Below are 13,554 nucleotides of genomic sequence, written 5' to 3'. Positions count from 1 at the left end.
GGGGCTGCTACCGCCGGGGAAGTCACCTCCATGGTAGAGATATCGCGGCTGAACAAATGGTATGGGGACTTTCATGTCCTGCGCGATATTGATCTGAGGGTGGCCCGTGGCGAACGCATCGTTATCTGTGGGCCTTCGGGATCGGGCAAGTCGACCCTGATTCGTTGCATCAACCATCTGGAGGCGCATCAGCAGGGCGAGATCGTGGTCAACGGGATTCCCATGACCAACGATGTCAAACGCATCGAGCAGATCCGGCGCAACGTCGGCATGGTGTTTCAGCATTTCAATCTCTTTCCGCATCTGACGGTACTGGAAAACTGCTGTCTCTCTCCGATCTGGGTACAAAAGAAGCCGCGCCGCGAGGCCGAAAAAAGCGCGATGGAGTATCTGGAGCGGGTGCGGATTGCCAACCAGGCGCACAAGTATCCGGGGCAGCTTTCCGGCGGGCAGCAGCAGCGTGTGGCGATCGCGCGGGCGCTGTGCATGCATCCGGCGGTGATGCTCTTTGATGAGCCGACCTCGGCGCTGGACCCGGAGATGATCAAGGAGGTACTTGACGTCATGGTCGAGCTGGCCAACGAGGGCATGACCATGCTCTGTGTCACCCATGAGATGGGCTTTGCCAAGACCGTGGCGGATCGAGTGATCTTCATGGACGAAGGGCAGATCGTGGAAGCCGCCCCGCCGGAGACCTTTTTCAACGCGCCGCGCTCATCACGTACTCGTGAATTTCTGGGCCAGATCCTCGGGCACTGAGGCTTATGGTGGCGTCGCTCCAGCCGATCGTGACAGATATCGCGATCGGTTTTTTTGTGTCGTGCCCGAGAGCCGTCATGGTCCTCAAGCTGCAGGGGGCTCGTGTCGATAATCCTTCCCCGACCCTGTCCACTCATGACTCGAGATATTCCCGCGATGCAGCGCTCCATCGGTACTCGTATTCAATTGATCTGTATTGCTCTGCTGGTGATCGCGCTGGCAGCCACCGGTGCCACGATCTATATCGCCAGCCGTCATGCCCAGCTTCAGACCGCCCATCAGAGCGCCCGGGTCCTTGGAGAAGGCGGTGCCGACGCCATGTCCCAGTGGTTCGATGCACGCCGTAAAATTGTTGAATCGATCGGTCATCGCCTGGATGACGGCGATGTGATGGCCGGGCTTCTCAAGGGCAACGAAGCGGGCAGTCTGCTGGCGACCTATGTGGCCTGGCAGGATGGACGAACCCTTTTTTCCGATGGCTGGGAGGCGCCAGCAGATTACGTGGCCAGCGAGCGGGACTGGTATCAGCAGGCGGCGTCGGCGGGACATACGGTTGTGACCGAACCTTATATCGATGCCACCTCCAACGGTCTGGTGGTGACCTTTGCCACACCGGTCATGGTCAATGGAAGGGCCAGCGCAGTGGTCGCCGCGGATGCGGAGATGAAGCAGGTCAACGCACAGATACTGAAAATTCGCCCCACGCCCTCAAGCTTTGTCTTTATCACCGATGCCAGCGGCAAGGTGATTGTGCATGCCCGATCAGAGCATATTCTCAAGCCTGCGACCGAGCTGTCTCCGGCGCTGAGTGCCCCGGCGCTGATGGAGATGGGCAGGAGTGACTCGCTCACCGGTGTCAGTATCGAGGGGCGTGACTATCTGGTGGCCGCCACGCCCATTCCGGGAATGGACTGGCAGCTCAACATTGCGCTCGATCGTGGTGAGGTCCTGTCGGGGCTGGCCTCGATTCGCAATACCACGCTGATCGCACTGGTCATCAGTACCCTGGTGGCGGCGCTGGTGCTGTGGCTGGCGCTCAAGCCGATACTGGCGCGCCTGCGACGTGCACGTGAGGCGATGGACAACATCGCCGGTGGAGAGGGCGATCTGACCCGCCGTCTGCCGGTGGAGGGGCGTGACGAGATATCGGCCATTGCCACGGCCTTCAATGCCTTTGCCGATCGCATGAACGACACGCTGATCGAGATTCGAGACGCCTCGAGTCAGGTCCATAATGCTGCCAGCGAGATCTCTTCGGGAAGCCATGATCTCTCTCGACGGACCGAGACAACCGCGGCCAATCTGGAAGAGTCGGCGGCGGCCATGGAGGAGCTGACCAGTACGGTCGAGCATTCGGCGACGTCTACAAAAGAGGCCAACGGTCTGGCCCATGAGGCTGCAACCATGGCGCGCAGTGGCGGCGAGCAGATGAGCAGTGTGGTGGCCACCATGGCCCGCATCCGCGAGACCTCGGGCAGGATCGAGTCCATTGTCGATGTCATTGATGGCATTGCCTTCCAGACCAATCTGCTGGCACTCAACGCGTCGGTGGAAGCCGCCCGTGCCGGCGAACACGGCCGAGGCTTTGCGGTGGTGGCGCAGGAAGTGCGTAACCTGGCCAACCGCAGCGCTCAGGCGGCCACCGACATCAAGGCCCTGATCACCACGTCGAGCAGTGAAACCACCAGTGGCGCCGAGCTGATACAGGCGGCCAGTCAGGCGATGGGCGATATCGTTGAGCGGGTCGGACGGGTGAGTACCGTCATCGACGAGCTGAGCCGCGCGACCAATGAACAGTCCACCGGCATCGGCCAGGTCAATCAGGCGATTACCCAGCTTGATGACATGACCCAGCAGAATGCCGCACTGGTCGAACAGTCCGCGGCGGCAGCCGAATCACTGAGTCAGCAGGCGCAGCGTCTGTCGCAGACCATCGGTGTTTTCCGGCTTGGCAGGTCGCATACCTGACAGGCTCTTTTCAGTACGACATTCAGTACGACATTCAATACGACATTCAGTACGACAGGAAAAACGGCCTTCGGGCCGTTTTTTGCTGAAGATGGACAAGCGGGCGCTCAAGTCTGTCACCGGTGCGTCGTTAATCCCTGCTCCCGGAGCGACAAATATTATCGCATTTCACTTTTCCGGCCTGTCGCGGTCATGTGGGCTGTCGATAGTCTGGTCGGACAACAGGGTGAGTCAACGTGATGCAGTTCAAATCCATTCGTAACTTTGTCACCGTCACGGCGGGTGCCTGCCTGCTGGCCGTTGTGATCGTGCTGGTGCTGTATTCGCTGATGGCCATGACCCGCACCCAGCAGGAGGCGGCCAGCCGCACCGAAGAACAGCTCAATGAGGCTGTCGAGGCGCGTTTGAAGGCGCTTGGCCGGGCACAGGCCAGTGAGATCAGCGGTCAGCTTGAAAAAGCCCTGCAGCTGGCCAACGAGCTGGCGCGCACCAATGCCTTGATGGCGCGCGATAGCAATGGCGATGCGGCCATCTCGATTGATCGCCAGGACATGTCCCGCATTGTGCGCCAACGGGTCATCGATAATCCCGAGCTGCTGGATGCCTTCATTGGCTGGGAGCCCAACGCTTTTGACAATGACGCCGATTATCAGGGCCAGACCGCACTGGGGTATGGCGACAACGGCCGCTTCATGCCCTGGTGGTATCGCACCGACACCGGCAGCGTCGAGGTGCTGGGGCTGGGTGACACCATGGAGAGTACGTCCGCCCAGCCCAACGGTATCCGGGAGGGTGAGTACTACCTGTGTCCGCGTGAGACCGGCCATGCCTGCGTCATTGATCCCGCGCCGTATGACTTCAACGGCAAGTCCATTCTGGTGACCTCATTCAACGTACCGATCATGGTCGATGGCACCTTTCGCGGCAGCGCCGGGGTGGATCTGTCGCTTGAATTCATCCAGGGACTGCTGGGTGACGCCAACCAGGCGCTGTACAAGGGGGCCGGAAGCATGGCGCTGGTGTCGACCAATGGCACCATCGTGGGCTATTCGGGCGATGCCGCAAGCCCGGGCAAGCCGGCCGGGCAGTTCTTCGATGACAGTACCGCGCGTCAGCTGATTCAGGGCAGTGACAAGCCGCTCATGACCACCGCCGGTGAGGAGCTGAGTCTGCAACTGCCGGTGCGTATTGGCGATCAGACACGCTGGCAGCTGCTGCTGCGCGTGCCCAAAAGCGCTGTCTATGCCGATTTTAACGCCCTGCAGGAAGAGCTGGCCGATCAGCAGCGTAATGCCCTGATGACCATGGCGCTGGTCGGGCTGCTGGTCAGCGCGCTGGGCCTTGGTGCCATCTGGCTGGTCGGACGTCGTATCGCCCGCCCGCTGAAAAATCTGGCCGAGCGGATGCGCCAGATTGCCAACGGCGATGGCGACCTGACCCAGCGCCTGCCGATCGAAGGGCGCGATGAGCCGGCGCAGCTGGCCTCGGCCTTCAATCAGTTTGTGGATCGCATGGAGACGGTGCTGATCGATATCCGTGACTCCAGCCATTCGGTACAGCTGGCCGCGGCCGAGATCTCGGCCGGTGGTCACGACCTGTCGCGACGTACCGAGACCACGGCGGCCAATCTGGAAGAGTCGGCCGCAGCCATGGAGGAGTTGACCAGCACCGTCGAGCACTCGGCAACCTCCACGAAGGAAGCCAACGGCCTGGCCCATGAGGCGGCCGGTATGGCCCGCGGCGGTGGCGAGCAGATGCAGGGCGTGGTCGCCACCATGGCGCGTATTCGCGAGACGTCGGGCAAGATCGAATCGATTGTCGACGTGATCGACGGCATTGCTTTCCAGACCAACCTGCTGGCGCTGAATGCGTCTGTAGAAGCAGCGCGTGCCGGCGAGCAGGGTCGTGGTTTTGCAGTGGTGGCCCAGGAAGTGCGCAATCTGGCCAACCGCAGTGCCCAGGCGGCGACCGACATCAAGACGCTGATTACCACCTCGAGCCGGGAGACCACCAGCGGTGCCGAACTGGTCGACGCTGCCAGCCACGCGATGGGGGAAATTGTCGAGCGGGTCAGCCGGGTCAGCACGGTGATTGACGAACTCAGCCGCGCCACGGGCGAACAGTCCACCGGTATCGGCCAGGTCAATCAGGCGATTACCCAGCTTGATGACATGACCCAGCAGAACGCCGCACTGGTCGAACAGTCGGCGGCGGCAGCCGAATCGCTGAGCCAGCAGGCGCAGCGGCTGGCGACCACGGTGGGCGCATTCCGGCTGAGCGATCACGCCATGTCCTGATCAGGAAAAACGCCCTTTTCGAGGCCCTCGAATGCTCAGGCGTTCGAGGGCCTTTCGTATTCCGTGATACGACTTAAATCCCATCCCGCCCTGGCCACTTTTGATCAAGATCAAGTTTTGCGGGCCGTTATAACCCTTGCAGGCACGACCAGTAGAACTCTTCCATCACCTGGCGAGCCTGTACAACCCGAGATTGTCATCAGTCCTTGAAAGCCATGGTGAGCCATCATGTTGCAGTTCAGATCCATTCGTAACTTCGTCACCGTCACGGCCGGCGCCTGCCTGCTGGCGGTGGTAGTCGTGCTGGTGCTGTATTCGCTGATGGCCATGACTCGCACTCAGCAGCAGACGGCCAGTCGTACCGAGGCCCAGCTCAGCGATGCCATCCAGGCACGCCTGCAGGCGCTGGGCGAAGCCCAGGCCAGCGACATCAGCGCGCGTCTTGACGGGGCGTTGCAGACGGCCCGGGAGCTGGCGCAGACCAATGCCATGATGGCGCAACCCGCCACCGGCGAGGCGCTGTTGCCGATCGACCGACAGGCCATGTCCCGAATCGTGCGTCAGCGCGTCATCGATAATCCCGACCTGCTCGACGCCTTCATTGGCTGGGAACCCAACGCCTTTGACAACGATGCTGACTACCTCGGTCAGACGGCACTGGGTTACGGTGAGGATGGCCGCTTCATGCCCTGGTGGTATCGCACCGCCAATGGCAGCATCGAGGTGCTGGGACTGGGCAGCGGAATGGAAAGTACCAGAGTGATGGAGAGCGGTATTCGCGAGGGCGAATACTATCTGTGCACGCGCGAGACCGGGCGGGCCTGCGTCACGGACCCGCATCCCTATGATTACAACGGCACCACCATGCTGGTGACTTCGTTCAACGTGCCGATCATGGTCAATGGCACCTTCCGTGGCAGCGCCGGGGTCGATCTGTCGCTGGACTTCATTCAGGGCGTGCTGGTGGCGGCCAACCAGGGGCTTTACAAGGGCGTGGGCAGCATCGCACTGGTGTCGGATGCCGGCACCATCGTGGGCTACTCGGGTGATGCCCAGAGCCCCGGCAGGCCGGCCTCCGGATTTTTCAGCGCCGACACTGCCCAACAGCTGGTCAATGGCGGCGATCAATCAATCATGACCACTGCCGGTGATGATCTGAGTCTGCAGCTGCCGGTAGATATCGGTGACGCTACACGCTGGCAACTGCTGCTGCGCGTGCCCAAAAGCGCTGTCTACGCTGACTTCAACGCCCTGCAGGAAGAGCTTGCCGATCAGCAGCGTAATGCCCTGATGACCATGGCGCTGGTCGGGCTGCTGGTCAGCGCGCTGGGCCTTGGTGCCATCTGGCTGGTCGGACGTCGTATCGCCCGCCCGCTGAAAAATCTGGCCGAGCGGATGCGCCAGATCGCCAACGGCGATGGCGACCTGACCCAGCGTTTGCCGGTTGAAGGGCGCGATGAGCCGGCGCAGCTGGCCTCGGCCTTCAATCAGTTCGTGGATCGTATGGAGACGGTGCTGATCGATATCCGTGACTCCAGCCATTCGGTACAGCTGGCAGCGGCCGAGATCTCGGCCGGTGGTCACGACCTGTCGCGCCGTACCGAGACCACGGCGGCCAATCTGGAAGAGTCGGCAGCCGCCATGGAGGAGCTGACCAGCACCGTCGAGCACTCGGCAACCTCCACGAAGGAAGCCAACGGTCTGGCCCATGAGGCAGCCGGTATGGCCCGCGGTGGCGGCGAGCAGATGCAGGGCGTGGTCGCCACCATGGCGCGTATTCGCGAGACGTCCGGCAAGATCGAATCGATCGTCGACGTGATCGACGGCATCGCCTTTCAGACCAACCTGCTGGCGCTGAATGCCTCGGTCGAAGCGGCGCGTGCCGGCGAGCAGGGTCGCGGCTTTGCGGTGGTGGCTCAGGAAGTACGCAATCTGGCCAACCGCAGCGCTCAGGCAGCGACCGACATCAAGACGCTGATTACCACCTCGAGCCGGGAGACCACCAGCGGTGCCGAGCTGGTCGACGCTGCCAGCCACGCGATGGGCGAGATTGTCGAACGGGTCAGCCGGGTCAGCACGGTGATTGACGAACTCAGCCGCGCCACCGGCGAGCAGTCCACCGGTATCGGCCAGGTCAATCAGGCGATTACCCAGCTTGATGACATGACCCAGCAGAACGCCGCGCTGGTTGAACAGTCGGCGGCGGCAGCCGAATCACTGAGTCAGCAGGCGCAGCGGCTGGCGACCACGGTGGGTGCGTTCCGCCTGAGTCATTGAGTTCGTCAGGCATTGAGTCCGGAAGGCATCGAACCAGGGCCACACGTTTGTGTGGCCCTTTTTCATGAATGCGGGGTCATTGCCACATTTGAAGGCGCGCGCGTGCAGTGACGCCCGCGGGTGCAATGTCTAGAATAGGCCCACTGATCCATTGCAAATGCGACCCATTGTCAGGGAGTTCTCCAACGTGTCCAGCAAGTTTGCCACCACCGAAGTCCTGAGCGTTCATCACTGGAACGACTCGCTGTTCAGCTTTCGCACCACCCGCGAGGACAGCCTGCGCTTCAAGAACGGCCAGTTCGTGATGATCGGACTCGAGGTCGACGGCAAGCCGCTGACGCGTGCCTATTCGATCGCCAGTCCCAACTGGGAGGAGCATCTGGAGTTCTTCTCGATCAAGGTACAGGACGGCCCGCTGACCTCGAGGCTTCAGCATCTGCAGGTGGGTGATTCGCTGCTGGTCAGCCGCAAGCCGACCGGCACGCTGGTGCTGGATGACCTGAAGGAAGGCCGCCACCTTTACATGCTCTCCACCGGCACGGGGCTGGCGCCTTTCCTGAGCCTGATCCAGGACCCGGAGGCCTACGAGCGTTTTGACAAGGTGATTCTGATTCACGGCGTGCGCACGGTCAGCGAGCTGGCCTATCAGGAATTCATTACCCGTGACCTGCCCAATCACGAGTTTCTGGGCGAGGAGGTCAGCGAGAAATTGATCTACTACCCGACCGTCACGCGGGAAGATTTCCACACCATGGGACGCCTGACCGATCACATCCGCTCCGGCAGGCTGGCCGCCGATATCGGCCTGCCGCAGATGGACCCCGAGCACGACCGCGCCATGATCTGCGGCAGTCCGGCCATGCTCGAGGAGAGCAGCCAGGTGCTGGACGAACTGGGCTTTACCATTTCGGCGCGCATGGGTGAGCCAGGAGATTACGTGATCGAACGCGCCTTCGTTGAAAAGTAGGGCGGGTTGGTTGTTCTGCAAGGCGCCGGCATCATGTCCGGCGCTTTTTTATGGCCTGACGGTGGTCCGAAAGGCCTTCAGGGTTATTCGATAAAATCGAATCAAAAGCGCCAATAATTGCGCTTAACAATCGATTCAATGAGCCTGTAAAGTCACGTCATTCGCCCACCGGCACCACCTTTACAGGACAGGTTCATGTCAAAAGCACTGATTCTTAAATCCAGCATCCTCGGTGAATATTCTCAATCCAGCCAGTTGGCGGATTATCTCCAGGACCGCTTCGAAAGCCGTCACGGCGCCGGCAGCGTCACCGTTCGCAATCTGGCTGACACCCCCGTTGAAGTACTGGATGCCGAGCTGATGGCGGCGCTGCGCGGTAGCGTGGCCGAGCCGACGCCGGCCCAGCAGGACGCTCTGGCGCTCTCCGATACGCTGGTCGAGGAGCTCAAGGCCCACGATACCATCGTGATCACGGCGCCAATGTATAACTTCAATATCTCGACCCAGCTCAAGACCTGGTGTGACTTTGTGGCGCGCGCCGGGGTGACCTTCCGGTATACCGAACAAGGGGCAGAGGGCTTCATCACCGGCAAGCGCGTGATCGTATTGACCACACGCGGTGGGCTGCATCGCGATACGGATCATGATCTGATCACGCCCTATTTGCGGACCTTCCTCGGTTTCCTTGGCATGACCGATATCGAGTTCGTCTATGCCGAGGGGCTGGCCATGGGGGAGGAGGCAGTTGGTAGCGCCCGCGCCTCTGCGCGTGCCGGGATCGACGCGCTGTCGCTGTAAGCGCCACATCGCGACAATATAAAAAAACCCGCCGATCGGCGGGTTTTTTCATGTCCGTGCCCGGAGTGTCAGACGGCGTCCTGCCCGGTTTCTCCGGTACGAATACGGATGACCTGTTCAAGGGGCGCCACAAAGATCTTGCCGTCACCGATCTTGCCGGTATTGGCGACCGAGGTGATGGCCTCGATGATCTGATCGACCATGGCATCGTCCACGGCCACCTCGATCTTGACCTTGGGCAGGAAGTCGACCACGTACTCCGCGCCGCGATACAGCTCGGTATGGCCTTTCTGACGACCAAAGCCCTTGACCTCCGTGACGGTAATCCCTTGTACGCCGACCTCCGAGAGGGACTCACGCACGTCGTCAAGCTTGAAGGGTTTGATGATGGCAGATACCAGTTTCATCTTTCGTGTCCTCACCTGATCGTCTTTGAATTGGGCAGGGCCGGCGCCCCTGTCGCTCAAGCATACAGTGCCGGTTGCCGGTTTGAAAAAGCATGATTGCACCCGGGTGCCCGATCCTGCTGCCGCGTGACCATGGTGGTGGCGGCTTTCATGCGCCAGCCCATGACAGCGGGCACCCACATGAGTGCCCGAGCCGTACAGCGTCTAGCGCTTGCCGCCGGTGAATTCAGGATAGGCTTCCAGACCGCATTCAGCGACATCCACGCCTTCATACTCTTCCTCTTCGCTGACGCGAACCCCCATGATGGCCTTGATGACCAGCCAGACGGCAAGGCTTGCCCCGAAGGTCCAGATAAAGATGACGGCCATGCCCAGCAGCTGAGCGCCAAAGCCGGCCTCCCCATCGGTCAGCGGCACGGCCAGAAGGCCCCAGATGCCGACAACACCGTGCACCGAGATAGCGCCGACCGGATCATCGATGCGCAGCTTGTCCAGCGCGACGATGGCAAAGACCACCAGCAGCCCACCGACGGCGCCAATCAGTGTGGCGGCCAGAATACTCGGGGCCGACGGGCCGGCGGTGATGGCCACAAGACCTGCCAGCGCGCCGTTGAGACCCATGGTGAGATCGGCCTTGCGAAACCACAGCCGGGCCAGAATCAGCGCAGCGATCACGCCACCGCTGGCGGCGGCATTGGTGTTGGCAAAGACCTGAGCCACGGCGTTGGCGCTGCTGATATCGGAAAGCTTGAGCTCCGAGCCGCCGTTGAAGCCCAGCCAGCCCAGCCACAGGATAAAGGTGCCCAGCGTTGCCAGCGGCATGTTGGCACCGGGGATGGCGTTGACGGCGCCGTTCTTGCCGTACTTGCCCTTGCGGGGGCCCAGCACCAGTACGCCGGCAAACGCTGCGGCTGCACCGCACAGGTGCACGATGCCGGAGCCTGCGTAATCGCTGAAGCCGGCCTCATTGAGGAAGCCGCCGCCCCAGGACCAGTAGGCCTGAACCGGATAGATCAGACCGGTCATGAACACTGAAAACAGCAGAAAGGACCAGAGTTTCATGCGCTCGGCCACGGCGCCGGAGACGATCGACATGGCCGTGGCCACGAACACCACCTGAAAGAAGAAGTCCGAGCGGGCGGCGTAATAGGTATCGCCACCGCTGCCGAGGACATCGTCCACGCCATGTTCGGCGCCGATCAGAAAGCCGAAATCGGGCAGGATGCTGCTGCCGTCACCCAGATAGACGATGTGATAGCCGATCAGCATGTACATGGTGCAGGCAATCGCAAACAGCGCCATGTTCTTGGTCAGGATTTCGGTGGTGTTCTTGGCCCGTACCAGACCGGCTTCCAGCATCGAGAAGCCGGCGGCCATCCACAGCACCAGCGCACCGCAGATCAGAAAGTAAAAGGTATCCAGTGCGTATTGCACTTCTACAAGTTCGTTCATTTGATTATATCCTTGCAGCCGGAGTCTGGACGGCGTCAGTGCACGCGCGCCGGTACGAGGTCGAATGACATCAGGCCATGTCATGACAGCGTCCCCTCACGACCCGGAAGCCGTACCGGGGGCGGATGGTGTCTCTCCTGAATCAGGATGACCGACGCCTGTTCTTTACCGGGCAGACAGTGTGCCAGTGTCATGAGAGTGCTTCTAAAACAGTGTCTTATTGGCTGCTCGAGGGCTAAAGAGGTGCGCAAAGGCACCATGATCGCGCATGGCAGGCGCGTTGATGCACTAAAAGGAGAGATCGCCGGCTCGTTTGTGCCCTCTTTTGGTGCGTAGCGGTTTTTAGGCGTTCCGCCGTCATGTTGCGTATCCTGTAGGCAGGTACTGTCGGCAAACGTCCTGGAGGCGGTGTGGCCGACCCTCTCTTTCAGGGAACCCGGACAATCAGAGGAAGGGCAGACATGGCAAAGCACGATATTTTTGGACGACTGGCACAGCAGGTCGGCGAGCGTCTGCAGGACGTCTCCCGCGGGCCCGAGGAAATCCAGCGCACGGTGCAAAGCGCCATGCGCAGCGCCTTTGATCGCATGGAGCTGGTCTCGCGCGAAGACTTTGACGTCATGATGGAAGTGCTTCAGCGCACCCGTTCGCGCGTGGAAGATCTTGAAAGACAGGTTACCCGTCTGGAAGCCGCGCTCGACGAGCGTGATGGCAAGTCGGCAGGCGGTGCCACGCCCTCCGAGATGAGTGCCGCGGCCGCTCCCGGCGGTGCCAGCACCACCGCCGAAGCCGAGCGCCTGGCCGGCGAGCATGACGCGCCGGCCGCCCCGGTCGATGCCGCCAGCACTGCCACCGACACCAGCAGTGCCAGGACGGGCAGCGCGACCGCCTCCGACAAGACCGCCTCGAGCACTGCCGCGAAATCGAGTGCCAAAACCACCCGCGGCAGCGGCAAGCGCGCCTCCGGCGCCGATGATCAAAGCGGGCAGGGCACCGCAGACTAAAGCGCTCTGATCATCCCTGATCGGCCAGCATCGCCTCCGGGCGGTGCTTTTTTATGTTCTCCGCTGCAGACCCTGAAGGTGCGGTATGGCCGCCGGGGCTCGACGTTTCGCCCGCGAATGAAGTAAAACCCCTCCCATACGGCACATCTTAAGACCCACAAAAGCAGTTCGGGCATCGTTATGGTGCGTGCCGACAGTGGCTGCGGTGTCCCGCAAGGGCCTCGTGTGACGGGGTGCGTACGCCTCAGGAGTGGCAGCCCGCGTCGCCTTTTATCAGCGAGTGACCACCAGGCGTGCGTAAGCGTCTCGCCTCTGGTGATCCTCGGTCGCCCCGCCTTCGTGCGGGGCACGGTCGTTCTGGATTCAAGCCTTGATGCGGCTGCTTATGACAGCCTTATCGAGTCAGGACAGTGTCATGAGCGTGCTGGATCATGCAGGGTTCGTTCGTCCGCTATCCTTTGCAGAGTCTGTTCGATTCCACTTACTCCAACCAAAAGAGCCATGTCCCATGTTTCATCTGGTGGCCGCCCTGCCCTGGGGCGTTGTCGTACTTCGCTATCTCCTGCCGCTGACGGCCCCGTTCTGGATCAAGCTTGTCCTCGCGCTGGCGCTTTTGATCGTGGCCAAACAGCACCTGATCAGCCGTTGGCTCACCGGGTCGATTTTCTCGCCTGACATCCCGCGCCCGCTGTCGATGGTGATGAATGCCCTGTTCGGGGCACTGGTCCTGCTGGCGGTCTTTCAGCTTTTGCTGGATCTGATCATGATCCTCACCATGCTGGTCAAACAGCAGCGCATGGCCGCACCGCTCGCGGCCCGCTACGTGATCGGACTTCTGGCACTGGGGCTGGGAATATGGGGCGTGCAGCAGGCCGCTCGCGTGCCGCCGGTCAAGGATATCGAAGTGGCCATCCCGGGACTGGCACCGCAGTTCGAGGGCTATCGAATCGTGCAGCTCACCGATCTCCACATCAGTGGCCTGTTTCCCGAGGACTGGACGCGAGCGGTGGTCGAGCGCACCAACGCGCTGGACAAGGATGCCATCCTGATCACGGGGGATCTGATGGACGGCACGCTGGAGAACCGCCGCGACGACGTTGCACCGCTGGCTGGTCTTCGCGCCGCCGATGGCGTGTTCGTTATCCCGGGCAACCACGAATACTATTTCGGCTACGAGCCCTGGATGCAGCGCTACGCATCGCTGGGCATGCAGCGCCTATCCAACTCGCATGCGCTCATCGAGCGCGACGGCGCGCTTCTGGCCATTGCCGGCGTTACCGACCCGGCCGGGGTCAGCCGCGGATTGCCCGGCCCGGACGTGGCGGCAGCCGTTGCAGGCGTACCCGATGACGTGCCGATCATCCTGATGGATCACCAGCCCAAAAACGCCCGGGAAGCCGCCCGTGAAGGCGTGGCTCTGCAGCTCTCGGGCCACACGCATGGTGGCATGATTGTCGGGATGGACCGGATCGTGGCGCGCGCCAACAATGGCTTCGTGTCAGGGCGCTACGGCGTGGATGACATGACACTGTACGTCAGCAACGGCACAGCGCTTTGGATGGGCTTTGCCCTGCGCCTGGGTCGACCCTCGGAACTGACCCGCATTACGCTGAAGAGCCCCTGAC

At 61.6% G+C, this 13,554-nt stretch carries 10 protein-coding genes; 8 read left to right on the top strand and 2 right to left on the bottom strand.

Annotated elements, in window-relative coordinates; all coding sequences use genetic code 11:
• Positions 1–30: 30 nt before the first annotated feature.
• The 6 genes from BM079_RS07125 (at position 31) to BM079_RS07100 (ending at position 9,066) form a co-directional block, all read left to right on the top strand.
• Positions 31–759, top strand: a complete 729-nt coding sequence (locus BM079_RS07125) for an amino acid ABC transporter ATP-binding protein (protein WP_090133237.1) — start codon at positions 31–33, stop codon at positions 757–759.
• 135 nt (positions 760–894) lie between these two features.
• Positions 895–2,727 (top strand): methyl-accepting chemotaxis protein, encoded by a 1,833-nt coding sequence (locus BM079_RS07120; RefSeq protein ID WP_090132339.1) that lies wholly within the window; start codon positions 895–897, stop codon positions 2,725–2,727.
• Between the two features lie 239 nt (positions 2,728–2,966).
• Positions 2,967–5,024 carry a methyl-accepting chemotaxis protein gene (locus BM079_RS07115; RefSeq protein WP_090132337.1) on the top strand — a complete coding sequence of 686 codons (2,058 nt, stop codon included), beginning with the start codon at positions 2,967–2,969 and terminating at the stop codon, positions 5,022–5,024.
• A 228-nt stretch (positions 5,025–5,252) separates the two neighbouring features.
• Complete coding sequence (locus BM079_RS07110; RefSeq protein ID WP_090132335.1) at positions 5,253–7,301, top strand: methyl-accepting chemotaxis protein; 2,049 nt, start codon at positions 5,253–5,255, stop codon at positions 7,299–7,301.
• Positions 7,302–7,488: 187 nt separating this feature from the next.
• Complete coding sequence (locus tag BM079_RS07105) at positions 7,489–8,268, top strand: ferredoxin--NADP reductase (RefSeq protein WP_245742863.1); 780 nt, start codon at positions 7,489–7,491, stop codon at positions 8,266–8,268.
• A gap of 195 nt (positions 8,269–8,463) precedes the next feature.
• Complete coding sequence (locus BM079_RS07100) at positions 8,464–9,066, top strand: FMN-dependent NADH-azoreductase (protein ID WP_090132331.1); 603 nt, start codon at positions 8,464–8,466, stop codon at positions 9,064–9,066.
• 68 nt (positions 9,067–9,134) lie between these two features.
• Here BM079_RS07100 and glnK read toward each other — a convergent pair whose 3' ends face one another.
• Both glnK and BM079_RS07090 read right to left on the bottom strand, forming a co-directional pair.
• Entirely contained in the window at positions 9,135–9,473 is a 339-nt protein-coding gene (gene glnK / locus BM079_RS07095) for a P-II family nitrogen regulator (protein WP_086621444.1), read from the bottom strand.
• A 204-nt stretch (positions 9,474–9,677) separates the two neighbouring features.
• Positions 9,678–10,925 (bottom strand): ammonium transporter, encoded by a 1,248-nt coding sequence (locus BM079_RS07090; RefSeq protein ID WP_090132328.1) that lies wholly within the window; start codon positions 10,923–10,925, stop codon positions 9,678–9,680.
• A 461-nt stretch (positions 10,926–11,386) separates the two neighbouring features.
• Here BM079_RS07090 and BM079_RS16990 point away from each other — a divergent pair, with 461 nt between their 5' ends.
• Together BM079_RS16990 and BM079_RS07080 are read left to right on the top strand one after the other, a co-directional pair.
• Positions 11,387–11,929: an accessory factor UbiK family protein gene (locus BM079_RS16990; protein ID WP_090132326.1), complete on the top strand. Its 543-nt coding sequence runs from the start codon at positions 11,387–11,389 to the stop codon at positions 11,927–11,929.
• A gap of 508 nt (positions 11,930–12,437) precedes the next feature.
• A complete protein-coding gene (locus BM079_RS07080; RefSeq protein WP_090132322.1) occupies positions 12,438–13,553 on the top strand; it encodes a metallophosphoesterase in 1,116 nt (371 codons plus the stop codon).
• Position 13,554 lies beyond the last annotated feature (1 nt).

Source organism: Kushneria avicenniae (genome assembly GCF_900112585.1).
Taxonomy (GTDB): Bacteria; Pseudomonadota; Gammaproteobacteria; order Pseudomonadales; family Halomonadaceae; genus Kushneria; species Kushneria avicenniae.
Note: the sequence above shows the minus strand (reverse complement) of the source record. Positions and strands in the feature narration are given on the sequence as shown.